The following is a 24653-nucleotide window of genomic DNA, read 5'->3' as shown; positions in this document are numbered from 1 at the left end:
ACGGTCTCCGGTGGGCCGCCGGCCGGAGAGGGTATCGATCGCGCGAACGAGACGGCTCCAGCCAGCGGTGGACGCTAGCTGCAAATGGTCGGGACGAGGCGGATGCGCGGGGCTGTCATGACGCCCATGCATTTGCCTTTCGGGAGCGGATCCGTCAAGACGCCGCCCCGCCCGCCGGGTTCCATGGCGTCGGCCCTCCCCACCCCCGAGGCGGACCGTTAAGGGTCCGTTTACACATCGCGACGAGGATGAATTGCGCTATTTTCATCAGGAAGCATTCATCATGCGCCGCACCGTCGCGATCCTCGGCTTCAGCGCCATCGTGGCCGCCTGCACGCTCTCGTTCCTGGTGCTGCCCAACGGCGCCTCGCGCGCGGCGGCGACCGCGTCAGCGACCTTCCTGATCCCGGCAAGCGACGGCTACGGCGTCGCCGACTGCCTCGCCTCCGGCGCCGAATGCGGCCAGGTCATCGCCACCGCCTGGTGCGAGGCGCAGGGCTTCGTGCGCGCCGAGGCCTTCGGCCCCTCCCGCCCGGAGGACGTGACGGGCACCACGCCCGCCCACGCGGAAGCCCCTGCCACAGCCCGCCCGATCGCGATCACCTGCGGGCAGTGAGGCGGGCTTCGCCCCGGATAGCCTTGCTCACCCGGTGACGAAATCCCCGCAGCGCGGGGGCGCCTCCTGGCCCCAGGGCATCAGCGGCACGCTCGAGGTGGAGTTCTTCGGCGAGCCCTCGATGGGCCGGTCCGAATAGACCAGATAGACGAGCACGTTGCGCTTGGCGTCGCAGCCGCGCACGATCTGCATGCGCTTGAAGATGAGCGAGCGGCGCTCGCTGAACACCGTCGCGCCCTGCTCGAACTTGCCCTTGAAGCGGATCGGGCCGATCTGGCGGCAGGCGAGCGAGATGTCAGATACCTCCTCGGCGACGCCGAGCGTGCCCTTCACGCCGCCCTTCTCGGGGGTGGTGAAGTGGCAGGCGACGCCCTCGACGAGGGGATCATCCACCCCCTGGACCACGAGCTTGTCGTCGGGGGTGAGCGGCCGCCAGACGGTGGACTTCTTGAAGATGACGTCGGCATCCTGCGCGAGGGCGGCGGGCGAGGGGCCCGCCAGCAGCGCCGTGGCGGCCGCGACGAGGCCGAGGCGGCGGATCGTGGTCATGCGAGATCTCCCGTTCATCCCCCTCATATGGCGTTGCCGGCCCCGCCGCGCGAGGGCCGGCGGGGCCCAGATCGTGTCGGAACCTGGGCCACAGCCGGCCGTTCTCGATCTATCATGGCCACACCCCGCAGCCTCCGCCTCGCCCTCGCCTTTGCCGCGCTCGTCGCGACGGCCGGAGGCGCCCTCGCCCAGACGGCGATGTGCCGCCAATACCGGGCCGAGCTCGCCTCGCTGCCTGCCGGGGGCGGCCCCTCGCCGGAGGCCGGGCGCCTCGCGCAGCAGCAGCTCGCGGAGCTGCGGCAGATGGTAGGCTATTACCGGTCGCTGCAATGCGAGCAGGCGAGCCTGTTCGGCCCCGCGCCCGAATGCGCCGCCATCGGCCAGCGCGTGCGCGCCATGGAGGCGAACTACGCCACCCTGTCGCGCCAGGCGCAGGGGGACGTCGGCACCGAGCAGCGCCGGCGCCGCCTCAACGCGGCGATCGACCGCTTCTGCAATCCCGACCGCGTCGCCGCCGAGCCCGACCGGGTGGCCCGTCTCATCGAGGACGAGCCGAAGGCGTCGCGGCGCTCGGGGGGCGGGCGCATGGTCTGCGTGCGCTCGTGCGACGGGTTCTTCTTCCCGCTCCAGAACCTGCCCGACGGCCGGGCGGACGCCGACACCATGTGCCAGGCGCTATGCCCGGGAAGCGAGGCCGCCGCCTATTCCATGCCCGTCGACGGCGACATCTCGCAGGCCGTGTCCATGCGCGGCAAAGCCTACGGCCAACTCGCCAACGCCTTGAAATACACTACGGGCGTCGACCGCTCGTGCTCCTGCCGCAAGCCCGGCCAGGGCTGGGCCGACGCCCTGGCCCGCGCCGAGAAGATGCTGGCCCGCAACCGGGACGACATCATCGTTACGGCCGCCAAGGCCGAGGAGCTGTCCCGGCCCAAGCTCCTGCGCCCGAAGGTCGCCCATGCGAAGCGCGAACCCGCCCCGGGCCCGAAGGAGGCCTTCACCGTCGCGACCACGGGCAGCGTCACGCCCGCCGCCGCGACCCCGGAGACCGCCGCCGCCGCCCGCGACGGCGAGACGGCCCCCACGGCGGGCCGCGAATCGTCGGGCATCGGCGAGGTGCCGCAGGAGACACGCGTCGTCCGCCAGGGCGAGGGCCAGACCCGCGTGGAAGCCGCCCCCACCGGCGCCCGCAAGGTTCGCGTCATCGCCCCCGACGTCGTCGCCGTCCCCCGCACCGAGTGACCCCGCGGGCCCGTGCGCCCGCACACCCTTTCTTGACCCTATGCGCGTTATGCATTCCCCGGGCGCGCCGGGGCGGGTTACGACGCGCGCGCGTCCGTACTTGTTTGGCCGGCCCGCTTTGGATCCCCCCGTGAAACCGCTGCTCGGCATCGCGCTGAAGGTCTCGTCCGCCCTCGCCTTCACCCTCATGGCGGCGCTGATCAAGCTCGTCAGCGCCACCTACCCGACGGGGCAGCTCGTCTTCTTCCGCTCGGCCTTCGCGCTGCTGCCGCTGCTGGCGTGGCTCGCCTGGCGCGGCGATCTCGTGGGCGCGATCCGGACGCACAATCTTCGCGGCCACGTCCTGCGCAGCCTCATCGGCTGCACGGGCATGTTCGCGGGCTTCGTCTCGCTGACCTACCTGCCGCTCACAGACTCCGTGGCCATCGGCTACGCCGCGCCCCTCATCGTGGTGATCCTCGCCGCCGTCGTGCTGAAGGAGACGGTGCGGGCCTATCGCTGGTCGGCGGTGGGGGTGGGCTTCTTCGGCGTCATGGTGATGCTCTGGCCGCATCTCGGCGCGCCGTCGCACGGTCCCGCGGACGCCGCCGCGATCGGCGCCGCGTTCGGCGTCTTGGGCGCCTGCTGCGCGGCGGGCGCCACGATCCAGGTCCGCCGCCTCACCGCGAGCGAGACGACGGGCGCCATCGTGTTCTACTTCACGATCCTGTCGAGCCTCTTCGGCCTCCTCACCATTGTGCTCGGCTGGCGCATGCCGGGGGCTTTCGATCTCGGCGTCTTCGTGGTCATCGGCATCCTGGGCGGCATCGGGCAGATCCTGCTCACCCAGTCCTACCGCTACGGCGACGCCTCCCTCGTGGCGCCTTTCGAGTACACCACGATGATCTGGGCGCTCCTGATCGGCTGGTTCGGCTTCGGGCAATGGCCCCAGCCGGTGGTGTTCACGGGCGCCTCCATCGTCGCGGGCGCGGGCATCTTCGTCCTGTGGCGCGAGCACCGCCTGGGCCTGCGCCGCGCCAAGGACCTCGAGGTACCCTCGCAACGCTCGGCCTGAGCGCCGCCCGCCCCTTGCCACGCCTGCCTCTTGCCAAGCCTGCCTCTTGTCAAGCCCGCCCCTTGCCAAGCCCGCCCCCGCTCGCTACGTCCGCCCGAGAGATCCCTTGGGGTGCCCGCTGGGGCTGAGAGGCGTTCGCGCCAACCCATCGAACCTGCTCCGGGTCATGCCGGCGAAGGGAAGGCGACGATGAGCGAATCCCCTGATCCGATCGCCCGTGCCGGCGCGCTCCTGCGGGAGCTGCGGGAGCGACGCCCGCGCGTCCATGCGATCACAAACGCGGCGGCGCAGACGCTTACGGCGAACCTGCTTCTCGCGGTGGGCGCCGTGCCCTCGCTCACCACGTCCGCCGAGGAGGCGCCCGCCTTCACGGCGCGGGCCGACGCGCTCGTGATCAATCTGGGCACCCTCGACGCCGAGCGACGCGCCGCGATCCCGTGGTGCATCGCGGCGGCGCGGGGCGCGGGCAAGCCGTGGGTGCTCGATCCCGTCTTCGTCGAGGCCTCCCCGCCCCGCCTGGAGCTCGCCCGCCTCACCCTCGCCGGGCAGCCCGCGATCCTGCGCTGCAACGCCGTCGAGGCGGAGGCGCTGACCGGAGAGGCACCGACGCCGGACGTGGTTCACGCCTTCGCCTCCGCCCATGGCGCGGTGATCGCGCTCACGGGCCCCACCGACCTCGTGGTGGACGGGCGGCGGCTTGCGCGCATCGCCAACGGCCATCCGCTGATGACCCGGGTCACCGCCATGGGCTGCGCCGGCACGGCGCTCCTTGCCGCCTTCGCCGCCCTGGAGCCCGACCCGTGGCTCGCCGCGGCCTGCGGCCTCCTGGTGCTCGGCGTCGCGGGCGAGGTCGCGGGCGAGACGGCCCGGGGACCGGGCACCTTCCCGGCCGCCTTCCTCGACGCCCTCGACGCGCTCGACGGATCCCAAATCGCCGCAAGGGCTCGCCTGTCATGAACCCCGTCGACCTTCGCCTCTACGGGATCGTGGGTCCCGATAATGCCCGGGGGCGCGACCTCGGCGCCCTCGTGGCCGCGGCGGTCGCGGGCGGCTGCACCCTGATCCAGCTGCGCGACAAGACGAGCCCCACCCGGGCCCTCGTCGAGACGGCGCGCTCGATCAAGGCGGCGCTGCGGGGCAGCGGCGTGCCGCTCCTCGTCAACGACCGGGTCGACGTCGCCCTCGCGGCGGGCGCCGACGGGGTGCATCTGGGCCAGGACGACATGCGGGTGCGCGACGCCCGCGCGCTGCTCGGCCCACGCGCCATCATCGGCCTCACCCTCAAGACCTCCGCGGACGCGGCGGCGCTCGCGTCGGAGCCCGCGGATTACGGCTGCATCGGCGGCGTCTTCGCGACCGCGAGCAAGACGAACCCCGAGCCGCCCATCGGCCTCGACGGGCTTGCGGCGGCGGTCGCGGCCGGGCGCGGCGCCGGGATGCCGCTCGGCGCCATCGCGGGGATCGACGCCGGCAACGCGGCTGCCGTGATCGGCGCGGGCGCCGACGGGATCGCCGTGATCTCGGCGGTCTTCAATGCCGACGACCCGACCGCCGCCGCCCGGCGCCTTCGCGCGGTCGTGGACGGCGCCCTCGCGGCGCGCGGCGCTTAGGCCCCAACAGGAACGGAGCAGGACATGACGGCGATCGCGGTCACCATCGCGGGCTCGGATTCCGGCGGCGGCGCCGGCATCCAGGCCGACCTGAAGACCTTCTCGGCGCTCGGCGTCTACGGCGCGAGCGTGATCACCGCGCTCACCGCCCAGAACACGGTGGGGGTGCAAGCCATCCACGACGTGCCGCCCGCCTTCGTCAGGCAACAGATCGACAGCGTGTTCTCGGACCTCGACGTGCGGGCCGTGAAGATCGGCATGCTCTCGCAGGTTCCCGTCATCGAGGCGGTGGCGGCGGGGCTCGCGCGCCACCGCGCGGGGCGCGTGGTGCTCGATCCCGTGATGGTGGCGGCGAGCGGCGATCCGCTGCTCGCGCCCGACGCCGTCGAGACGCTGCGCACGGTGCTGATCCCGCGCGCTCTCCTCGTCACCCCCAACCTGCCCGAGGCCGCCGCGATCCTCGGCGAGGCCATGGCGGAGGACGAGGCGGGGATGCGGGCGCAAGCCGAGCGCATCCTGCGGCTCGGGCCGAAGGCCGTGCTCGTGAAGGGCGGGCACGCCGCGGGACCCGAGAGCGCCGACATCCTCATCGACAAGACCGGCATCCACCGCTTCGCCGGCCCGCGCGTCGCCACCCGCAACACCCACGGCACGGGCTGCACCCTGTCCTCGGCCATCACGGCGGGCCTCGCCCGGGGCCTCGACCTCCTCCCGGCCGTGGAGGCCGCCAAGGCCTATATCGCGGCCGCCATCGCCGCCTCCGACCGGCTTGCCATTGGCCGGGGCCACGGCCCGGTGCACCATTTTCACCGCTGGTGGTGAGCATGGAGGGGGAAACGCGCCGATCTCCTCTCCCCGCCGGGCGGGGAGAGGGCCGAAGCTCCCCTGCCGGGGCTGAGGCGAGCGTCAGCGAGGGTGAGGGGGTCTCTCCGCGATCGCTCGACCGTCCAGGCCCCCTCACCCCCGCTTCGCCTCCGGCTCCGCGCGCCCCGGCTGCCGGTTCGCAGCCGGAGCCCTCTCCCCNNCTCCCCGCCCGCGGGGAGAGGGTGGGACGCGGCGGGGGGCGTTGGGACTTGCCGCACTCCTGGCCGCCCCCACCGTCGCCCGCGCCCAGGCGCCCATACGCTGGCGGATGGTGACCTCGTGGCCCAAGGGGCGGGCGGGGCCGGGGGTGTCGGCGCAGCGCGTCGCCGACCGGATCAATGCCATGGCGGGCGGGCGCCTGCGGGTCGATCTTTTTGCTGCGGGCGAGATCGTGCCGGCGCTCGCGATCCTCGACGCGGTCGGGGCCGGCACGGTGGAGATGGGCCACACGGCCGCCCTCTACTGGCAGGGCAAGATCCCCGCGGCCTCGTTCTTCACCACCGTCCCCTTCGGCCTCGGGCCCGTGGAGCATCAGGCCTGGATCGAGCTCATGGGCGGTCAGGCGCTGTGGGAGGAGCTCTACCGCCCCCACGGCGTGCAGCCCTTCCTTGCCGGCAACACCGGCCCGTCCATGGGCGGCTGGTTCCGCCGCCGCGTCGAGGGGCTCGACGACCTGAAGGGGATGCGCATCCGCGTCACGGGGCTCGGGGCCGAGGTGTTCGCGCGGCTCGGCGCCGTGCCCACCACCATCCCGGCGGGCGACCTCCTGCCCGCCCTGGAGCGCGGCTCCATCGACGCCGTGGAGTTCCTGGCCCCCGCCACGGATCTCGAGACCGGCCTGCCGCGCCACGCGCCCTTCTACTATGCGCCGGGCTTCAACAAGCCCAACGGCGCGAGCGAGGCGCTGATCGGCTTGAGCGCCTGGACTGCCCTGCCCGACGACCTCAAGGCGATCGTGGCGGAGGCGTGCCGGGCCGAGCACGCGCTGGGCCTCGCCGACGCCCACCGCCGCAACGCCGTGGCCCTCACCGACATCCTCGGCCGCGGCGGCGTCACCCTGGAGGCGTTCCCCCGCGCCGTGATCGAGGGCGCGCGCAAGGCCAACACGGCGCTCGTCGCCGAGATCGCCGCCTCGTCCGATCTCGCCCGCCGCATCGTCGAAAGCTACCAGGCGGCGCAGGCCGAGACCCGCTCCTGGTCGGCGCTCGCCGCCGACATGGCCCGCGCCATGGCGCGGAGCTGAGCCACGCCTCTCCCCGCGGGCGGGGAGAGGGCCGCGCCTGCGGACCGGCAGGCGCGGCGAGCGAACGCAAGTGAGCGGGGGTGAGGGGGTATCACAGGATGAGACTCGTCCGGGGACGCCCCCTCACCCTCGCGCTGCCGCGCTCGCCTCAGCCCCCGACGAGGGGAGCTTCGGCCCTCTCCCCGCACGGCGGGGAGAGGTGATCAGCGGCCTTGAAGTCGGGGCGGTCCTCCGGCAAGGTGCGTTTGATCAATCAAACACCCGTCCGTTTTGCCGGACCAAGAACAGGCACGCAGCGATGGCGATCGAGGGCAAGGACCGGCAGCGCGTGCTGGAGACCGGGGCGCAGGTGCTCTCGGGCAATCTCGGCAAGACGGTGCAGCGCCTGCGCAAGGCCTACAACCTTTCCCTGTCCGAGCTGGCCGAGCAGTCGGGCGTGGCGAAGTCCATCATCAGCCAGATCGAGCGCAACGAGACCAACCCGACGCTCGCCACCATCTGGCGCCTGAGCCAAGCTCTCGACGTGTCGATCGAGCGGGTGCTGGCGTCGGGGGACGACGAGCCGTTCATCGACCGCTCGTCGCGTGCCGACACGCCGATCCTGCTCTCCGACGACGGCAAGATGCGGCTCGCCATCATCGGCTGGATCAAGACCGTCGAGTGGCTGCAATGGTACGATCTGCGCTCCGAGCCCGGCGGCGTCCTCGACTCGGAGGCGCATCAGCGCGGCTCGGTGGAGTGCCTGTCCGTGATCGAGGGCGAGTTCGAGGTGGAGGTGGGCGGCGTCGTGCAGGCGGCGCGCACGGGCGAGACCCTGCGCTATCGCTGCGACCGCCCGCACATCGTGCGCTGCATAGGGAACGCTCCGGGCCGCGCCACGATGGTGTGCATCCTCAAGGCGGCGGTGATGGACTGACGCTCACGGCCCGGCGAAGGTCTCGTCGAAGGAATAGCCCGCGCCGCGCACGGTGCGGATGGGGTCGGATTCGGCGCTCCCTTTCAGGGCCTTGCGCAGGCGGCCGACATGGACGTCCACGGTGCGCTCGTCGATATAGACGTCGCGCCCCCACACCCCGTCGAGCAGCTGCTCGCGGGTGAAGACGCGGCCGGGCGAGAGCATCAGGAATTCCAGCAGGCGATATTCCGTTGGGCCCAGGTGCAGCTCCTCGCCGCTCCGGCGCACCCGGCGCGTCTCGCGGTCCACCTCGATGTCGCCCGCGCGCAGGAGATGCGCTACATGGGCGGGCTTGGCACGCCGCAGGAGCGCGCGCACGCGGGCCAGGAGCTCGGGCACGGAGAACGGCTTCACGATGTAGTCGTCGGCCCCCGTGGAGAGGCCCCGCACCCGGTCGCCCTCCTCGCCCCGGGCGGTCAGCATGATCACGGGCAGTCGCTCGGTCTCGTGGCGCGAGCGCAGGCGCCGGCACAGCTCGATGCCCGACAGGCCCGGCAGCATCCAGTCGAGGAGCACCAGATCGGGAAGCTCCTCGCGCAGCCGCAGGTCCGCCTCGTCGCCCCGGGCCGCCGTCTCGACGGCGTAGCCCTCCGCCTCGAGGTTGTAGCGCAGCAGGAGGGTGAGGGCCTCCTCGTCCTCGACGATCAGGATGCGCGGGCGCATGGCGTCACGAGGCGGCGTCGGCCGGCGCGGTGGAGCGGTCGTTCTTCGGCCGGTCGGCCGCGATCGTCTGGCCCGTGACGAGGTAGTGGATCGTCTCGGCGATGTTGGTGGTGTGGTCGCCGATGCGCTCCACGTTCTTGGCGCAGAAGAGCATGTGGGTGCAGAACGTGATGTTGCGCGGATCCTCCATCATGTAGGTGAGGAGCTCGCGAAAGAGCGAGGTGTAGAGGGCGTCGGTGGCCCCGTCCCGCTCCCACACGCCGATGGCGGTCTGGGTGTCGTGGGTCGTGTAGGCGTCGAGCACGTCCTTCAGCTGGCCCGAGACCCGCTCGCTCATGGTCTGGACGCCGAGCACCACCTTCTGGTGCTCGAACTGCCCGCCGACCGCGAGCGCCCGCTTGCCGATGTTCTTGGCGAGGTCCCCGATGCGCTCCAGGTCGCTCGCGATGCGGATGGCCGAGATCGTCTCGCGCAGGTCGATGGCGAGCGGCTGGCGCCGAGCGATGGTGAGGATCGCGAACTCCTCCAGGTCGCGCTGGAGCACGTCGAGGCGCTGGTCGGAGGCGATCACGGCCTGGGCGAGGCTCGCGTCGCGGCGCACGAGCGCCGTGATCGAATCCGCGAGCATCTTCTCGGCGATGCCGCCCATCTCGGCGATGGTCCGGCGCAGCTTCTCGAGGTCCTGGTCGAAGGACGAGACGATATGGTCGGGCATGGGGCTCCTCCGGAACCGGGCGGGGCGCGTTGGGGGTCAGCCGAAGCGGCCGGTCACGTAATCCTGGGTCTGCTTCTTGCCGGGGTTCATGAAGATCTGGTTGGTGGGGCCGAACTCGACCACCTCGCCCAGATACATGAAGGCGGTGAACTGGGAGATGCGGGCAGCCTGCTGCATGTTGTGGGTCACGATGACGATCGTGAACTCGCTGCGCAGCTGCTCCAAGAGCTCCTCGATCTTGCCCGTGGAGATCGGGTCGAGGGCGGAGGTCGGCTCGTCGAACAGGATCACCTCGGGCTGCTGGGCGATGGTGCGGGCGATGCACAGGCGCTGCTGCTGCCCGCCGGACAGCCCCATGCCCGACGCCTTGAGCTTGTCCTTCACCTCGTTCCAGAGCGCGGCGCGGCGCAAGGCCGCCTCGACCCGGTCGTCCACCTCGGATCTCGGCAGGCGCTCGTTGAGGCGCACCCCGAAGGCGACGTTGTCGTAGATCGACATCGGGAAGGGCGTGGGCTTCTGGAACACCATGCCGACCCGCGAGCGCAGCTCGTTCACGTCGATGCGGGGATCGAGGATGTTGCGCCCGTCGAGGACGACCTCGCCCTCCGCCCGCTGCTCCGGATAGAGGCTGTAGATGCGGTTGAAGATGCGCAGCAGGGTGGACTTGCCGCAGCCGGACGGGCCGATGAGGGCCGTGACCTGACGGTCGAAGAAATCGAGGTTGATGCCCTTCAGGGCCTGCGCGGCGCCGTAGAAGAAGTCGAGGTCCCGCACCGCGATGCGCACGGGCGCCGAGGCGTCCGCCGCGCGCCCCGCCGCGGAGGCCGTCTGCATGACCGAGACGGTGTTCATCGGGCGATGTCCTTCTTGATGACGAAGCGGGCGACGACCGACAGGAGCAGGATCGCGGTCGTGATGATGAGCGCCCCCGCCCAGGCCAGCTCCTGCCAGTTGGCGTAAGGCGACAGGGCGAACTGGTAGATCGTGACCGGCAGGTTCGCGACGCCGCCCATGAGGTCGCCCGAGAACCAGAACTGGTTGTTGAGCGCCGTGAAGAGGAGCGGCGCGGTCTCGCCGGCGATGCGGGCCGTGGCGAGCAGGATCCCCGTCATCATCCCTGAGCGCGCGGCGCGCCAGGTGATCGTGGTGATGACCTTGGAGGGCGGCGCGCCGAGCGCGGCGCCGGCCTCGCGCAGGCCGTTGGGCACGAGGCGCAGCATGTCCTCGGTGGTGCGCACGATGACGGGCGTCGCGATGATGGCGAGCGCCACCGCGCCGGCCCAGCCCGAATATTGGCCCATGGGCATCACCATGACCGTGTAGACGAACAGGCCGATGAGGATGGAGGGCGCCGAGAGGAGGATGTCGTTGATGAAGCGCACCACCTCGGCGAGTCGCGAGCGCTTGCCGTATTCCGCGAGATAGGTGCCCGCCATGACGCCGATGGGGGTGGCGACGAGGATCCCGAGCAGGGTGAGGATGAGGCTGCCCGCCATGGCGTTGGCAAGCCCCCCGCCCTCCGAGCCGGGGCCCGGCGTAGCGGCCGTGACGATGCGGGGCGAGAGCGCGCTCACCCCCCGCACCACCAGCATGGCGAGGATCCAGCCCAGGACGAAGACGCCGAGCGCCGTGACGGCGATGCAGGCGCCCTTCAGAAGGCGGTCGGCGAGGCGCCGGCCCGGGCGCACCCGGCCCCAGGGCACGGTGGCGGGCGCCGTCGAGGTGGAGGAGGCTTGCAGGGTGGAGGTCATGGCGTTCGCCTCAATGGACCTTGACCCGCGCGATGAGCAGGCGCGCGACGATCAGGACCGAGAAGGTGACGAGGAAGAGGATGCAGCCCAGCGCGATGAGGGCGTGGAGCTGGAGGCCCAGCGCCTCGTTGAACTCGTTGGCAATGCGCGACGCGATGGTGGAGCCGGGGTCGAACAGGGCGGTGAGCCGGTTGGCGTTGCCCACCACGAAGGTGACCGCCATCGTCTCGCCGAGCGCCCGGCCCAGGCCCAGCATGATGGCGCCGATGATCGAGACCCCCGCCTGCGGGACGAGCACGTGGCGGACCACCTCCCAGGTGGTGCAGCCGATGCCGTAGGCGCTCTCGCGCAGCACGCTCGGGATCTGGTCGAGCATGTCGCGGGTGATAGAGGCCACGAAAGGGATGATCATGATCGCGAGGATGATCCCCGCCGTCATGATGCCGGTGCCGGACGGCACCCGCGAGTAGAGCACGGTGCCCACGATCGGGATGCCCTCCACCACGCGGTTGAGCGGGGTCTGGAGATAGGCGGCGACGAGGGGCGCGAAGACGAAGAGGCCCCACATGCCGTAGATGATGCTCGGCACCGCGGCGAGAAGCTCCACCGCGGAGGCCACCGGGCCCTTGAGCCAGCGGGGGGCGAGCTGGGTGAGGAAGATCGCGATGCCGAGCGAGATCGGCACGCCGATGACGAGGGCGATGAGGGCGGTGGCGAGGGTGCCGGCGATGGCGGGCCAGGCGCCGTAGACGTCGTTGTTGATGTCCCAGGTGGAGCCCGTGACGAAGCCGAACAGGCCCGCCTCGCGGAAGGCGGGCCAGCCGCCCACGATCATGGAGGCGATGATGCCGGCGAGCACCAGGAGCACGATCAGCGCGGAGGCGAGGCTCGCCCACCGGAACGCCCGATCGAAGCCCCCGTGCGAGAGGCGGCGGTTCAGCGCCTGACGTTCGCCGCTCATGGCCTTTTCCACCAACGCTGCCATTCGCCGCTCCCGAGGACGAACGGGAGCCGGTTCGCCGGCTCCCTTACGGTGTGGGCGGGCGGCCGTCCAGGCCGCCCCGGCATCACTTCACCTTGATCTGCGACAGGGCCTGCTTGCGGATCTGCTCGACCACCGCGTCCGGGAGCGGCACGTAGTCGAGGTCCTCGGCCATCTTGTCCCCGTTCTGGTACGCCCACTCGAAGAAGCGCACCGCCTCGGCGGCCGCCTTCACGTCCTTCGGTTCCTTGTGGATGAGGATGAAGGTCGCGCCCGTGATCGGCCACGCCTCGGCGCCGGCCTGGTTCGTGAGCGAGATGCCGAAGCCCGGCGCCGCGCTCCAGTCGGCGTTGGCGGCAGCCGCCGCGAAGGTCTTGTCGTCGGGGGCCACGAACTGGCCGTCCAGGTTGCGCAGGAGCGCGTAGGGGATGTTGTTCTGCTTGGCGTAGGCGTACTCGACATAGCCGATCGAGTTGGCCACCTGCTTCACGGTCGCGGCGACGCCCTCGTTGCCCTTGCCGCCCTGGCCGATGGGCCAGTTCACGGTGGTGCCGGAGCCGAGCTTCTCCTTCCAGGAGGGCGACACCTCGGCGAGATAGGAGGTGAAGATGCTCGTCGTGCCCGAGCCGTCGGAGCGGTAGACGGGAGTGATGTTCGCGGCCGGCAGGGTCACGCCGGGATTGAGCTCGGCGATGCGCTTGTCGTTCCAGGCCTTGACCTCGCCGCGATAGATGTCGGCGACGAGCTCGCCCGTGAGGCGCAGCTGGCGCGTCTCGACGCCGGGGATGTTGATCACCGGCACGACGCCGCCGAGCACCGTCGGGAACTGGACGAGGCCGTCCTTGGCGAGCTCCTCGCCCTTGAGGGGGGCGTCGGTGGCGCCGAAGGCGACCGTGCGGGCGCGGATCTGGCGGATGCCGCCGCCCGAGCCGATCGACTGGTAGTTCACCCGCGCGCCGCCCTGCGCCCTGTAGGCCTCGGCCCACTTGGCATAGACGGGGAACGGGAAGGTGGCGCCCGCGCCCGTGACGTCCTGGGCGGAGGCCGGAGCCGCGAAGGCGGCCGCCGCGAGGCCGAGCGCCGCAATGATGGACCTGTACTTCACGAGGGGTCTCCTTGGTGTCGCCGATGCCCGGGCCCGCCGGCCGCCGGGAACCCGTGTCCCGTCGCGGCCGTGAGCCCCTGCGGACCGCGTCCGCCGGCGGCTCTCCTCTATGACGCGCGTGTGACAGGCGGATGACGGTGGGGAACGGCGCCCGAGAGGGGCGGCAGCGTCACCGTGAACGCCGCCCCCTCCCCCGGCCGGCTCCTGATGGCGAGATGGCCGCCGTGACGGTTGAGGATGTGCTTGACGATGGCGAGCCCCAGGCCCGTCCCGCCCTTGGCCCGGCTCGTCGCCGTGTCGACCCGGTAGAAGCGCTCGGTGAGGCGCGGCAGGTGCTCGGGGGCGATGCCGGGCCCGCTGTCGGCGACGGCGAGGAGGATCCGACCGCGATCGTCGCGCCGCAGGTCCACCGCGATGCGCCCGCCCGAGGCGCCGTACTTGATCGCGTTCTCGACGAGGTTCTCCACCACCCGCAAGAGCTCGTCCCGGTCGCCGCGCAGGGCGAACGGCCCCTCCGCGATCGCAAGCGCGATCTCGGCGCCGTTCTCGGCCGCCAGGGGGGCGAGGGTGTCGATCATCTGCCGGACGATGTCGCCCATGTCGACGGGGGTCTCGGGGGGCACGTGGGCGCGAAGCTCGATGCGCGAGAGGGAGAGGAGGTCGTCGATGAGGCGGGTCATGCGCCGGGCCTGCTGGCGCATGATCTCGAGGAAGCGCTCGCGCGCCGCCGCGTCGTTGCGGGCCGGGCCCTGCAGGGTCTCGATGAAGCCCAGGAGCGAGGCGAGCGGCGTGCGCAGCTCGTGGCTCGCATTGGCGATGAAGTCGACCCGCATGTGCTCCAGGCGCCGGGCCGCCGTGAGGTCGCGGAAGAACAGGAGCACGCCTCGCGCCGCTTCGCCCGCCCCCGCCATGGGGCCGATCTGGACCTCGAAGGCCCGCTCGGGGGAGACCCGCTCCACATATTCGGCCCGCACCACCGCGCCCGCCCTGAGCGCCTGCTCGACCCCGTCGAGAACGCCGGGATCGCGCAGCGCGAAGGAGAGCGGGACGCCGGGCCTCAGGTTGGGCAGAAGGGCGCGGGCGGCGTCGTTGGCCTCGACCACGTGGGCGCCGGGATCGAGGAGGATGACGGGATCGGGGATGCGGGCGAGAACCGCGTCGGCCGCCGCGAGCCGGTCCCCGCTGCCGCCCCGCGCCGCCGCCGGCGCCCCGCCGGGCCGGGCTCCGCCCCCCCGGCGCGCCGCCGCAAGCGCGAGGGCGAGGGCCGCGAGGGCGGCGAGGAGGGTCGGAGCATCGAGGGTGCCCCAGGCGAGCAGCCAGAGCAGGACGAGGCCGACCGCGATCGCGGGCGCCCGCCAGCCCGTGGCCGGGGTGGCGGCGTCGTCGTCCTGACGGGGCGGGAGCGGATCGGTCATGGGCAGCGCCATCTAGCGCCCGCCGCATCGAACGTCGGGCGGGGCGTAACGCCATCTAGCGCCGAAAGCCGCGCGGGCGAAACCGCACCGCCGCTCATGCCGGGCGGCGTCGCCTCTCTCAGGCGGCTCCGTCCTCGTCCCGCTCGGCCATCATGGCGCGGCCCAGGCGGATGCGGCGCACGATCTCGTAGCCCCCGAGCAGGGCGAGCGCCAGGATGAAGGGCATGAGGTAATAGATGAGGCGGTAGAGGAGGAGCGCGCCGAGCACCGATTCGCGCGGCAGGCCCGACAGGGCGAGCAGGATCGTCGCCTCGAATACCCCCAAGCCCCCCGGCGCGTGGCTCGCCACGCCGAGCATCACGGCGAAGACGTAGACCGCGAGGAAGACCTCGTAGGCGATCGGGTTCGAGGCGGGCAGGAGCCAGTAGAGCACGGCCGCGCCCGCGCAGACGTCGGCGGCGCCGATCAGGGCCTGGCCGCAGGTGAGGCGAAAGCCCGGCAGCTCCAGGCGCCAGCCCTGGACGGTCACCGAGCGCCGCCCCAGCGCCACCCAGACGGCGTAGCCGAACACCACGGACAGGGCGAGGACGCCGAGGAGCCGGTTGATGTTGGGATGGATGCCCTTGAGGGCCGCGAGGCTCTCGGGCTCGCGCAGCAGGCTCCAGCCGAGCACCAGGCCCATGCCGAGCCAGAAGGTGAGGCCCGCGATGACCGTGAGGCTCGCGACCCGGCTCGCCCGCATGCCCTTGGGCGAGTAGATCCAGTAGCGCACCGTGCCCGCCGTGATCAGCGGGAAGCCGAGATTGAAGCTCACCGCGTAGCTCGTGAACGAGGCGAGCGCCGTGGTGCCGTAGGGGATCTGGAGCTTGAGCTGGCGCAGGGCGAGGGCGTCGTAGCAGGTGAGCAGCATGTAGCTCAGGGCCGTGAAGGCCAGAGCCATGAGGATCTGCTGCTCCGACGCCGCCCGGAACGCCGCCCGCAGCTCCGCCGCGTCGACCTCCGAGACCACGGTCCAGAGCACGACGAGGGAGGCCGTGAACAGGACGACGCTCGCCACCGGCCCGAACCAGCGCCACCGGCTGCGGCGCGCCGGCGCCGGCTCGGCCTGCTCGAGCGGGGGGCCGGGCGGCCCCTTGGGCATCACGTTCATCGGATCAGGCCGTCTGCGCGGGCATCAGGCAATGGGTCCTCCAATCGCCCGAGGGCGGGTCCCGGGCACGCCCGGTGCGGCCTACCTAGCCCTTGCGGCGCCACCTTTCAACGCAAGCGGCGTCGAACGCCGATCAACCCACAGCCGCGTTCGCCGGCGCTGCAACGCCCCGGCGCGCCCCGGAGGCACGGCATTCCGGGCCGGCCTGCGCCGGGCCGACGGCCACGCCGCCCCTCGTAAAGGCGGGCCGCCCTTGACGGTTCCGCCCCCGCGTGATCTTGCAACGCCGAAACCACCCTCCCCGTCCATGCGTTTGCGCCCCGAATGCGGGAGCGCCCGCGACCCGGCGTCAAGGACCTCCGATGATCCGCTCCCCGCTGATGACCGTGATGACCGATGCGGTGATGAAGGCCGCGCGGTCCCTCAAGCGCGACTACGGCGAGGTCGAGAACCTGCAGGTGTCCCGCAAGGGCCCCGGCGACTTCGTCACCGCCGCCGACCGCAAGGCCGAGACCATCCTGCGCGAGGCGCTGGAGAAGGCGCGGCCGAACTACGGCTTCGTCATGGAGGAGGGCGGCGTCGTCGAGGGCTCGGACACGAGCCACCGCTGGTTCATCGATCCCCTCGACGGCACCACGAACTTCCTCCACGGCATCCCGCAATTCTGCATCTCGGTGGGCCTGGAGCGCGACCGGCAGATCGTGGCCGGCGTCATCTACGATCCCGTCAAGGACGAGATGTTCATCGCCGAGCGCGGCGCGGGCGCCTTCCTCAACAACCGGCGCATCCGCGTCGCGGCGCGCCGGGACGTCGGGGACGCGGTGGTGGCCTGCGGCATCCCACAGGTCGGCCGCGGCAGCCATCCGCGCTTCCTCAAGGAGCTCGCCATGGTGATGGGGTCGGTGGCCGGGGTGCGCCGCATGGGCTCCGCCGCCCTCGACATGGCCTACGTGGCCTGCGGGCGCCAGGACGCCTATTGGGAGCGCGACGTGCAGTCCTACGACATCGCGGCGGGGATCATCCTCGTGCGCGAGGCCGGAGGCTTCGTCTCGAACGCCGACGGCGGGCCCGACCCGATCGCGGCGGGCAGTGTCGCCTGCGGCAACGAGATCCTCCACAAGGAGCTTCTCGACCTCGTGAAGGCCGCAAATCGCTGAGATCGCGGCCTTTCGCCCACAGCCTGTACGCCCGGTCCGCTTGATCCGGCGGCGCCCGCCCGGCACATTGGGCCTTCCGAAGCAGGCGATGGCGTGATGTCGAGCGAGCGACTTCTGACCCCTCCGCGGATCTACCTGATCCGCATGGGCGTCTTCCTGGTCCTGACCGGGTTCGCAGCCTACATCCTCAACCGCACCATCTGGGCGGCGTTCCTCGCCAATCCGGGCCTCAACGGGCTCATCGTCGGCGTGCTGCTCGTCGGGATCGTGCTCGGCATGCGCCAGGTCGGGCGCCTCTTTCGCGAGGTGCGCTGGGTCAACGCCCGCCGCCGGGCCGAGGACGCGGGCGGCACCGAGCCCGCAGCCCCCGTCCTGCTCGCCCCCATGGCGGCCGTCATCGGCAGCCGGCCGGGGCGGGTGCAGCTGCCCGTCGCGACCTCCCGGGCGCTCCTCGATTCCATCGCGGCGCGGCTCGACGAGAGCCGGGACACGCTGCGCTACCTTGCGAGCCTTCTCATCCTGCTGGGCCTGCTCGGCACGTTCTGGGGCCTCATCGAGACCGTCGGGGCGCTCGGGCGCATCATCACGGGCCTGCGCACGGGGGCGGAGGCGGGCGTGCTCTTCGACGAGCTCAAACAGAGCCTCGCCGCGCCCCTCACGGGCCTCGCGCTCGCCTTCTCGCCCTCCCTTTTCGGGCTCGCGGGTTCCCTGGTGCTGGGCTTCCTCGACATCCAGGCCGGCCAGGCGCAGAACCGGTTCTATACCGAGCTGGAGGACTGGCTCGCCACCTCCACCGTCGACGGGCCCGAGCCGACGCTGCGCATGGGCGGGACGAGCCCCGATATCGCGCTCGCGCTCTCGCGCATCACGGCGGCCGTGAACGACGGCACGGGCGGACGCGCCGCCACCCAGGCCATGGCGAACCTCGCCGAGGGCATCCAGGGCCTCGTGCAGCACATGCGGGCCGAGCAGCAGATGATCCGGGACTGGGTCGAGGCCCAGGCCGCGCGGGAGAAGGAGTTCAAGCAATTGCTCGAGCGCCTCACCCGCGAGCGGATCTAGGCCATGGGTCTCGCGGAGGGCGGCCGGGGCCGCAGGGCCGGGCTCAATTACTGGCCGGGCTTCGTCGACGCCCTGTCGACCCTGCTCCTCGTCATCATCTTCCTGCTCTCGTTCTTCGTGCTGAGCCAGTTCTTCATCGCCCAGGAGCTCACCGGACGCGACGCGGTGCTGGAGCGGCTGAACCGGCAGATCTCCGACCTCACGGACCTGCTCGCCCTGGAGCGCTCGAACCGGCGCGGGCTGGAGGAGACCCTGAACGGCCTGCGCTCGACGCTCGCCCAGTCTGAGGCCGACCAGGCCCGCCTGCGCGGCCAGATCGACGCGGGCTCGGGCGCGGCGGGCCGCATCGCGGAGCTCGGCGCCCAGGTGGAGACCGAGCGGCAGAACGCGCTGCGCGCCGGCCAGCAGATCGACCTCCTCAACCAGCAGATCACGGCTTTGCGCCGCCAGCTCGCGGCCCTGGAGCAGGCGCTGGACGCCTCCGAGTCCCGCGACCGGGAGAGCCAGGCCCGTATCGCGGACCTCGGCAGCCGCCTCAACGTGGCCCTGGCCCAGCGGGTGCAGGAGCTCGCCCGCTACCGGTCCGACTTCTTCGGCCGCCTGCGCCAGATCCTCGGCAACCGGCCGGACGTGCGCATCGTGGGCGACCGGTTCGTGTTCCAGTCGGAGCTGTTCTTCAACGCCGGGCAGTCGATCCTCAAGCCCGAGGCGACGCCCGAGCTCGACCGCATCGCCTCCGCCCTCCTCGATCTCGACCGCCAGATCCCCGCCGACATCCCCTGGGTCATGCGGGTCGACGGGCATACGGACGTGCGCCCGATCGCAACCTTCCAGTTCCCCTCGAACTGGGCATTGTCGTCGTCACGCGCCATCGCTGTGGTGCAGTACCTCGTCTCCCGCGGCGTCCCGCCCCAGCGCCTCGTGGCGGCGGGCTTCGGCGAGTTCCAGCCCCTCGACACCGGCACCACCGACGAGGCCTTCGCCCGCAACCGCCGCATCGAGCTGAAGCTCACGGAGCGGTAGGCGGCCCCATGACGGGCGCCTCCGCGCTCCCACCCCCCTTGCGGGGGAGGGTTGGGGTGGGGGTGACGGCTCTGTCCTACCCGAAAAGATCACTAACCATCGGTCGAGCCTCGTTCTGCTCCACCTCCGCCGTCACCCCTAACCCCTCCCCGCAAGGGGGAGGGGGATGCGGCCCGCCGCGCAGCCCAACGCGCCCCCTCCCCTCCGGCCCGCGAACCTGCTAGGCAGGCGCCCATGAACGCGCCCTCCCTGACCCAATCGGTGCAGCCCGTCGAGGCCGGCGCCCATGTGACCGGCCTGGCCTGGCTCAAGGACCATGCCGCCTTCGCCCTGGCCGACGGCGGCGTGATGCTGTGGCGGGACGGCGCCACGCACCGCGTCGCGGCCCATCCCGAGGGCGCGATCCTCGCGGCGGCGGGCGACGGCCGGCGGCTCGTCACGGGCGGGGACGACGGGCGCGTGGCGGTGACGGGCCCGGACGGCGCCACCGCGACCCTGCATCAGGGCAAAGGATGGATCGATGCGCTGGCGGTGAGCCCCGGCGGGGCCCTCGCCTGGAGCACCGGCAAGGCTGTGACGGCGCGCGACGACAAGGGGCGGGAGAAGACCTTCACGGCCCCCTCCAGCGTGCGCGGCATCGCCTACGCGCCGAAAGGCTACCGGCTCGCCCTCTCGCACTATAACGGCGCCACCCTCTGGTACCCGAACCTCGCGGCCGAGCCCGAGATCCTAGACTGGAAGGGCTCGCATCTCGACGTGACCTGGTCGCCCGACGGGCGCTTCGTGGTGACGTCGATGCAGGAGAACGCGCTCCATGGCTGGCGTCTCCAGCCCGACCGCGGGCACATGCGCATGTCGGGATACCCCTCCAAGACCCGCTCCCTGGCCTGGTCGCATGACGGCGCGTGGCTTGCCACCAGCGGGGCCGAGGCCGCCATCGTGTGGCCCTTCGGCTCCAAGGAGGGTCCGACCGGCAAGGCGCCCCACGAATGCGGCGTGCGCCCGGCCCGGGTCTCGCGAGTCGCCTTCCATCCCCGCTCGCTCGTGCTCGCGACCGCCTATGAGGACGGCTGCATCCTGCTCGTCCGCCTCAACGACGCGGCCGAGCTGCTGGCCCGCCCCGCCGTGAAGGACAGCGGCGTCACGGCGCTCGCCTGGGACGCGAAGGGCACCCGCCTCGCCTTCGGCTGCGCCGACGGGCAGGCAGGCGTCCTCACCCTGCCGACCTGACGGTCATGTCCCTTCGCGCGCTCCTCGGGCTGGCGGCCCCGCGCACCGACAAGGCCGCCATCGAACGCGTGAAGGCCTGGGCCAAGGCCCTCTTGGGCGTGGATCCGGCCACGACGGTGGTGGTTAACGAGATCGCCTGCAACGATCCGGGCTGCCCGGGGGTGGAGACCGTGGTCCTCGTCATGGAGCCCGGCCGCAAGACGCGGGCCGCGAAAATCCCGAAGGCGATCGGGGACGTCACGGAGGGCGACGTGCGGGAGGCGCTGGGTGCCGCCCCACCTTCCGGTGCGTGACCTCAGCGGACTCCCCCACGAGCATGCTCCGCGCGAAGCTCGAGCCTCAGACGGGCCGCTCACGGCCCATCGGGCGGACGCTTCTCGCCATCAGGAGTCTTGCGCCGCTCCGTCTCTCCCCCGAAGAAGCTCCCGATCAGGGCGAGCGGCCCAAGGAGAACAAAGCGGATCGTCGGCCTGAGCGTTCCTTCCAGGAACTGCCAGAGCGTGGTCCGGGGGAAGCGCTTCTCGTCGTCGTCGTGCATCCCTGCCAAGTGGGAGTTGTCCGGGCGGCGGTCAATGCACCATCGATCACGGGAACCCTCGGGCTCAGGACCCGTCGTGTTCCTATGAGCCAGGATCAGGGGATCCCATGACCACCCCCGCCCGCATCGTCGCCTTCGGCCTCGGCCTCGCCGGCGCGCTCGGCGCCTCGCAGGCGCCCGAATATGCCCAGCAGTACCGCCAGCGCCTGGGCGCGGCGATCGACGAGCTGCGCGCGATCGTGACCCGGTTCGAGGCGGACGCGCGGGCGGTGAGCGAGAGCCCGCAGGGCGCGGTGGGCCGGCTCGCCGCCAACCCGGACGAGCTCGCCCGGCGCCAGGGCGAGGGCATGCGGTCCACCATGGCGCGCCTCGACGCCCTGGAGCGCCAGCGCCGCAGCATGGACGAGGCGGGCTCGTTCGGCCGCATCGTGGCGATGGTGCGCGACCGCGATCCCCTCGTCGCCCGGGGGGCCCTGGAGGTGTTCGAGCCCGCCGTCCCGGTGACGACGGAGGGCGCGGTGAGCGCCGCCGCCGGGTTCGGCACCGCCTGGATCGCCGCCTTCCTGTCGATGAGCGGCCTTGGCGCCCTCGTGCGGCGCCTGCGCCGCCGGCGGCGCATCAGGCCGGAAGGCGCGACAGGATGGTGAGGTGCGTCTCGATGGAGGGCACCGCGAGGTTGGCGACCGCGAGCCCCGTGGGGTCCCCGGCGGAGGCGCCGCGCTGATAGGCGGTGTTGAGGGCGAACAGCTCCCGGTGGCCAATGATCTGGCCGCGCACATAGAGCTGGTCGAAGCGGGGGCTCGGCGGCGTGGCGTTCAGCCGGTCGAGGAGCGCCGCCTGGTCGGGCCTGAGCCCTGCGGTGCCGGGCTGCGCGCCGAGCGAGGCGGCGACGGAGACCTGCTCGTTGATCTCGAGCTGGGCGAAGCGCCGGACATGGGGGTTGCGGCTGCGCTGGAGCGCCAGCTCGCTCATGAGGATCGCGAAGTCGCCCCCCATCAGCGCCGCCATGCGATAGCCCCGCGGGGAGAGCGCACCGCGGGGCAGCGGCATGGCGCTCAAGGTTTCGGGCGCGAGCGCGACGGCGCTCGCGAGCGCCAGGAGGGCGGTGCGTCGGTCCATGGGGCGGCTCCGGAAGGGCTCTCGGGAGGAGAGGCGCCCTCCAACGCCCCCGACGGTGCAAACGTTCCGTTACGTCAGGTGCCCGTCTTCAACCCTCGCGCGGGCGCCCCGCGAGCACCACGAAAAACCCTAAGCCATCGCGGCCCGGCAGGGTGTGGAGGTGCTCGATCCAATCGCGCTTCCGCGCGTCGAGCAATTGCCGGCCCACCGGCTGGAACAGGGTCTCCCCGCCCCCCTCGGGCGGCGGCGAGAGCTTCACGGCGAGCGTGCTGCGGCGGGCGAAGCGGCTGCGCTCCAGCACGTCGCGGATGGCGGCCTCGGCCTCGGCCGCCGCCTTGCCGGTGAGGTCGAGCACCGCGTCGGCCTCGGCGGCCCCGAGCGGGCCTCGCAGCTTGTCGGCGTAGAACGGGTCGAAATGGGGCACGTGATCAGCCGTCGCTCAAGGGGATGTCGCGGTAGATGTCGGCAAGGGCCAGCCGTGCCGCAAGGTGGGGCAGATCGAGGGCGGCTGTGCCAGGCGCCATGCCGATCCAGCCGCGATGGTCATGAGTGCTCCCAGGACATCCGGGCCAAGCATAACACCGTTAGAGTCCTCTGCCACGGCGCACATGTGCAATAAGCCATTGCGCCCCGTCAGGCGGGGCGCAGGTCGAGCTGCATCAGGCGATCGTCGAAGGTTCGTCCGTCGGGGAGCCGCATGCCCCGGGGCTCGATGCCGTAGGTCACGAAGCCAAGGCTCTCATAGAGCGCGCGGGCCCGCTCGGCATGGGCCGAGACGCTGAGCACAACGGCCTCGAAGCCGAGCGCGCGGGCCTCCGCGACGGCGCGCTCCATCAGGGCCCGCGCCGTTCCCGTGCCCCGCGCCTCGGGGGCGACATAGACGTTCCAGATCTCCACCTTGTGGCGGCGCTTGGCGCCCGGGCGGGCCTGGAGGGCGAGGGTCACGGCGCCGACCAGGGTGCCGTCCCCGGCAAAGGCGCCCACCATCCGGTTCACCCGCAGGCGCTCGGCGGCCTGGGCCGGGGTCGTGTGCTCCCACTCCTCGAAGGTGGAGTGGAAGCTCTCGGGATGCTCGCGCAAGGAGCGCAGGCGCAGCGCGAGCCATGCCGCCGCGTCGTCCTCGCGGCAGAGGCGGATCGCCGGGCTCACCGCACCAGCACGTTGCGGAACTGCCAGGGATCGCTCTCGTCGATGTCCTCGGGGAAGAAGCCCGGCCGGCCGGCGAGCGGCGTCCAGTCCGTGTAGTAGCCCCGCACGGGCCCGAGATACGGCATCTGCACCTCGAGGCAGCGGCGGAAGTCGATGTCGTCGGCCTCCACGATGCCGGCGTTCGGGTTCTCCAGGGCCCAGACCATGCCGGCGAGCACGGCGGAGGTCACCTGGAGGCCCGTGGCGTTCTGGTAGGGCGCGATGCGGCGGGTCTCCTCGATGGAGAGCTGGGAGCCGTACCAATAGGCGTTCTTCGCGTGGCCATAGAGGAGCACGCCGAGCTCGTCGATGCCGTCGATGATCTCGTCCTCCTCGAGGATGTGCTGCTCCTCCTGCACCTTCCCCGCCTGGCCGAACATCTCGTGGAGGGAGAGCACCGCCTCGTTGCAGGGGTGGTAGGCGTAGTGGCAGGTCGGCCGGTAGACGACCGTATCCCCCTCGCGCACGGTGAAGAAGTCGGGGATCGAGATCGCCTCGTTGTGGGTCACGAGGAAGCCGAACTGGGCGCCGGGCGTCGGGCACCAGGTGCGCACCCGGGTGTCGGCGCCGGGCTGGAGCAGGTAGATCGCCGCGCCGCAGCCCGTCTCGTGGGTGCGGGCGTTGTCGGGCATCCAGCGCTCGTGCGTGCCCCAGCCGAGCTCGGCCGGCTGCAGGCCCTCCGACACGAAGCCCTCCACCGACCAGGTGTTCACGAAGACGCCGAGCGGCTTCTCCTGCTTGGCGCGCTGGGTGTCGCGCTCGGCGATGTGGATGCCCTTGACGCCCGCGCGCTGCATGAGCCGCGCCCAGTCCTCGCGGGTGGCTGGCGTCTCGACGTCGAGGCCCGTGTCGGCTGCCACGTTGAGGAGCGCCTGCTTCACGAACCAGGACACCATGCCGGGATTGGCGCCGCAGCACGACACGGCGGTCGGCCCGCCGGGGTTCTGCCGCCGCTCCTCCAGGATCGACTCGCGCAGCATGTAGTTGGTGCGGGCGGACGCGCCCTTGCTCTTGTCGAAGTAGAAGCCGGCCCAGGGCTCGGCCACGGTGTCGATGTAGAGCGCGCCGATCTCGCGGCACAGCGCCATGATCTCGCGCGAGGAGGTGTCCACCGAGAGGTTGACGCAAAAGCCCTGGCCGCCGCCCTCGGTGAGGAGCGGGGTGAGGATCCTGCGGTAGTTCTCGCGGGTCAGGCCCTCCTGCACGAAGCGGATGCCGCGCTCGTCGAGCAGGTTCTTGTCCTTCACCTGCGGATCGATCACGGTGAAGCGCTTCCTGTCGTACTCGAAATGGCGCTCGATGAGGGGCAGCGTGCCCCGCCCGATCGAGCCGAAGCCGATCATGACGATGGGGCCGGTGATGCGGCCGTGGACGGGCCATTCGCTCATCGGAGGTCTCCTGGTGCGGGGCATGAGGGGCGGC

At 71.8% G+C, this 24653-nt stretch carries 28 protein-coding genes and 1 riboswitch; of the genes, 14 read left to right on the top strand and 14 right to left on the bottom strand.

The genetic code is table 11. The features are described from left to right. Positions 1-283 precede the first annotated feature (283 nt). Positions 284-616, top strand: a complete 333-nt coding sequence (locus F0L46_RS10710) for a hypothetical protein (RefSeq protein WP_149817279.1) — start codon at positions 284-286, stop codon at positions 614-616. Positions 617-643: 27 nt separating this feature from the next. Here F0L46_RS10710 and F0L46_RS10705 read toward each other — a convergent pair whose 3' ends face one another. Further along, on the bottom strand, positions 644-1165 hold the full coding sequence (locus tag F0L46_RS10705) for a CreA family protein (protein ID WP_149817277.1): 522 nt from the start codon (positions 1163-1165) through the stop codon (positions 644-646). Positions 1166-1279: 114 nt separating this feature from the next. Between F0L46_RS10705 and F0L46_RS10700 the strand changes: the two genes are divergently transcribed. From F0L46_RS10700 to F0L46_RS10670, 7 genes are all read left to right on the top strand, one after another. Continuing rightward, positions 1280-2407 (top strand): DUF2865 domain-containing protein, encoded by a 1128-nt coding sequence (locus F0L46_RS10700; RefSeq protein WP_188311917.1) that lies wholly within the window; start codon positions 1280-1282, stop codon positions 2405-2407. A gap of 130 nt (positions 2408-2537) precedes the next feature. Continuing rightward, positions 2538-3461 (top strand): DMT family transporter, encoded by a 924-nt coding sequence (locus F0L46_RS10695; RefSeq protein ID WP_240539946.1) that lies wholly within the window; start codon positions 2538-2540, stop codon positions 3459-3461. A 97-nt stretch (positions 3462-3558) separates the two neighbouring features. Continuing rightward, positions 3559-3659, top strand: a riboswitch (TPP riboswitch). Then, on the top strand, positions 3651-4418 hold the full coding sequence (thiM, locus tag F0L46_RS10690; RefSeq protein ID WP_149817271.1) for a hydroxyethylthiazole kinase: 768 nt from the start codon (positions 3651-3653) through the stop codon (positions 4416-4418). It overlaps the preceding riboswitch by 9 nt. After that, positions 4415-5071: a thiamine phosphate synthase gene (thiE, locus tag F0L46_RS10685; RefSeq protein ID WP_149817269.1), complete on the top strand. Its 657-nt coding sequence runs from the start codon at positions 4415-4417 to the stop codon at positions 5069-5071. Before thiM ends, thiE begins: the two co-directional genes overlap by 4 nt. A 24-nt stretch (positions 5072-5095) precedes the next feature. Beyond that, positions 5096-5893 (top strand): bifunctional hydroxymethylpyrimidine kinase/phosphomethylpyrimidine kinase, encoded by a 798-nt coding sequence (gene thiD / locus F0L46_RS10680; protein WP_149817267.1) that lies wholly within the window; start codon positions 5096-5098, stop codon positions 5891-5893. Between the two features lie 244 nt (positions 5894-6137). Further along, positions 6138-7178 (top strand): TRAP transporter substrate-binding protein, encoded by a 1041-nt coding sequence (locus F0L46_RS10675; RefSeq protein ID WP_240539945.1) that lies wholly within the window; start codon positions 6138-6140, stop codon positions 7176-7178. Positions 7179-7476: 298 nt separating this feature from the next. Next, positions 7477-8094: a helix-turn-helix domain-containing protein gene (locus F0L46_RS10670; RefSeq protein WP_149817265.1), complete on the top strand. Its 618-nt coding sequence runs from the start codon at positions 7477-7479 to the stop codon at positions 8092-8094. Positions 8095-8097: 3 nt separating this feature from the next. Here F0L46_RS10670 and phoB read toward each other — a convergent pair whose 3' ends face one another. The 8 genes from phoB to F0L46_RS10630 all read right to left on the bottom strand — a co-directional run bounded on the left by phoB (position 8098) and on the right by F0L46_RS10630 (position 15905). Next, the gene (gene phoB / locus F0L46_RS10665) at positions 8098-8796 is read right to left on the bottom strand and encodes a phosphate regulon transcriptional regulator PhoB (protein WP_149817263.1); all 699 of its coding nucleotides are present in this window, start codon (positions 8794-8796) and stop codon (positions 8098-8100) included. Positions 8797-8800: 4 nt separating this feature from the next. After that, positions 8801-9511: a phosphate signaling complex protein PhoU gene (phoU, locus tag F0L46_RS10660; protein ID WP_149817261.1), complete on the bottom strand. Its 711-nt coding sequence runs from the start codon at positions 9509-9511 to the stop codon at positions 8801-8803. Between the two features lie 36 nt (positions 9512-9547). After that, entirely contained in the window at positions 9548-10345 is a 798-nt protein-coding gene (pstB, locus tag F0L46_RS10655) for a phosphate ABC transporter ATP-binding protein PstB (RefSeq protein ID WP_240539958.1), read from the bottom strand. A 14-nt stretch (positions 10346-10359) separates the two neighbouring features. Then, a complete protein-coding gene (gene pstA / locus F0L46_RS10650) occupies positions 10360-11262 on the bottom strand; it encodes a phosphate ABC transporter permease PstA (RefSeq protein ID WP_149817258.1) in 903 nt (300 codons plus the stop codon). A 10-nt stretch (positions 11263-11272) separates the two neighbouring features. Then, positions 11273-12247, bottom strand: coding sequence for a phosphate ABC transporter permease subunit PstC (gene pstC / locus F0L46_RS10645; RefSeq protein WP_149817256.1), 975 nt, complete (start codon positions 12245-12247; stop codon positions 11273-11275). 82 nt (positions 12248-12329) lie between these two features. Further along, complete coding sequence (gene pstS, locus F0L46_RS10640) at positions 12330-13349, bottom strand: phosphate ABC transporter substrate-binding protein PstS (RefSeq protein WP_149817254.1); 1020 nt, start codon at positions 13347-13349, stop codon at positions 12330-12332. Between the two features lie 107 nt (positions 13350-13456). Continuing rightward, positions 13457-14764: an ATP-binding protein gene (locus F0L46_RS10635; RefSeq protein ID WP_149817252.1), complete on the bottom strand. Its 1308-nt coding sequence runs from the start codon at positions 14762-14764 to the stop codon at positions 13457-13459. Positions 14765-14882: 118 nt separating this feature from the next. Next, complete coding sequence (locus tag F0L46_RS10630; RefSeq protein ID WP_240539943.1) at positions 14883-15905, bottom strand: lysylphosphatidylglycerol synthase domain-containing protein; 1023 nt, start codon at positions 15903-15905, stop codon at positions 14883-14885. Between the two features lie 371 nt (positions 15906-16276). On the opposite strand from F0L46_RS10630, the gene F0L46_RS10625 reads away from it, so the two are divergent. The 5 genes from F0L46_RS10625 to F0L46_RS10605 all read left to right on the top strand — a co-directional run bounded on the left by F0L46_RS10625 (position 16277) and on the right by F0L46_RS10605 (position 20679). Next, positions 16277-17071, top strand: coding sequence for an inositol monophosphatase family protein (locus F0L46_RS10625; RefSeq protein WP_149817248.1), 795 nt, complete (start codon positions 16277-16279; stop codon positions 17069-17071). Positions 17072-17167: 96 nt separating this feature from the next. Continuing rightward, positions 17168-18133: a MotA/TolQ/ExbB proton channel family protein gene (locus F0L46_RS10620; protein WP_149817246.1), complete on the top strand. Its 966-nt coding sequence runs from the start codon at positions 17168-17170 to the stop codon at positions 18131-18133. 3 nt (positions 18134-18136) lie between these two features. Beyond that, a complete protein-coding gene (locus tag F0L46_RS10615) occupies positions 18137-19156 on the top strand; it encodes a peptidoglycan -binding protein (RefSeq protein WP_149817245.1) in 1020 nt (339 codons plus the stop codon). A 234-nt stretch (positions 19157-19390) separates the two neighbouring features. Then, positions 19391-20386 (top strand): WD40 repeat domain-containing protein, encoded by a 996-nt coding sequence (locus F0L46_RS10610; RefSeq protein WP_149817243.1) that lies wholly within the window; start codon positions 19391-19393, stop codon positions 20384-20386. 5 nt (positions 20387-20391) lie between these two features. Beyond that, a complete protein-coding gene (locus F0L46_RS10605) occupies positions 20392-20679 on the top strand; it encodes a hypothetical protein (protein WP_149817241.1) in 288 nt (95 codons plus the stop codon). 59 nt (positions 20680-20738) lie between these two features. On the opposite strand, the gene F0L46_RS10600 is transcribed toward F0L46_RS10605, so the two are convergent. Beyond that, on the bottom strand, positions 20739-20933 hold the full coding sequence (locus F0L46_RS10600; RefSeq protein ID WP_149817239.1) for a hypothetical protein: 195 nt from the start codon (positions 20931-20933) through the stop codon (positions 20739-20741). Positions 20934-21031: 98 nt separating this feature from the next. Between F0L46_RS10600 and F0L46_RS10595 the strand changes: the two genes are divergently transcribed. Further along, positions 21032-21571 carry a DUF2937 family protein gene (locus F0L46_RS10595; protein WP_149817237.1) on the top strand — a complete coding sequence of 180 codons (540 nt, stop codon included), beginning with the start codon at positions 21032-21034 and terminating at the stop codon, positions 21569-21571. Here the strand turns inward: F0L46_RS10595 and F0L46_RS10590 are convergent. The 4 genes from F0L46_RS10590 to F0L46_RS10575 form a co-directional block, all read right to left on the bottom strand. Next, positions 21543-22043 (bottom strand): DUF4142 domain-containing protein, encoded by a 501-nt coding sequence (locus F0L46_RS10590; RefSeq protein ID WP_149817235.1) that lies wholly within the window; start codon positions 22041-22043, stop codon positions 21543-21545. The genes F0L46_RS10595 and F0L46_RS10590 overlap by 29 nt on opposite strands. A gap of 88 nt (positions 22044-22131) precedes the next feature. Then, complete coding sequence (locus F0L46_RS10585) at positions 22132-22467, bottom strand: hypothetical protein (protein WP_149817233.1); 336 nt, start codon at positions 22465-22467, stop codon at positions 22132-22134. A 209-nt stretch (positions 22468-22676) separates the two neighbouring features. Further along, on the bottom strand, positions 22677-23192 hold the full coding sequence (locus F0L46_RS26115; RefSeq protein ID WP_188311916.1) for a GNAT family N-acetyltransferase: 516 nt from the start codon (positions 23190-23192) through the stop codon (positions 22677-22679). Beyond that, entirely contained in the window at positions 23189-24619 is a 1431-nt protein-coding gene (locus F0L46_RS10575; RefSeq protein WP_149817229.1) for a homospermidine synthase, read from the bottom strand. The genes F0L46_RS26115 and F0L46_RS10575 overlap by 4 nt, the downstream gene beginning before the upstream one ends. Positions 24620-24653 lie beyond the last annotated feature (34 nt).

Source organism: Salinarimonas soli, assembly GCF_008386575.1.
Taxonomy (GTDB): Bacteria; Pseudomonadota; Alphaproteobacteria; order Rhizobiales; family Beijerinckiaceae; genus Salinarimonas_A; species Salinarimonas_A soli.
Note: the sequence above shows the minus strand (reverse complement) of the source record. Positions and strands in the feature narration are given on the sequence as shown.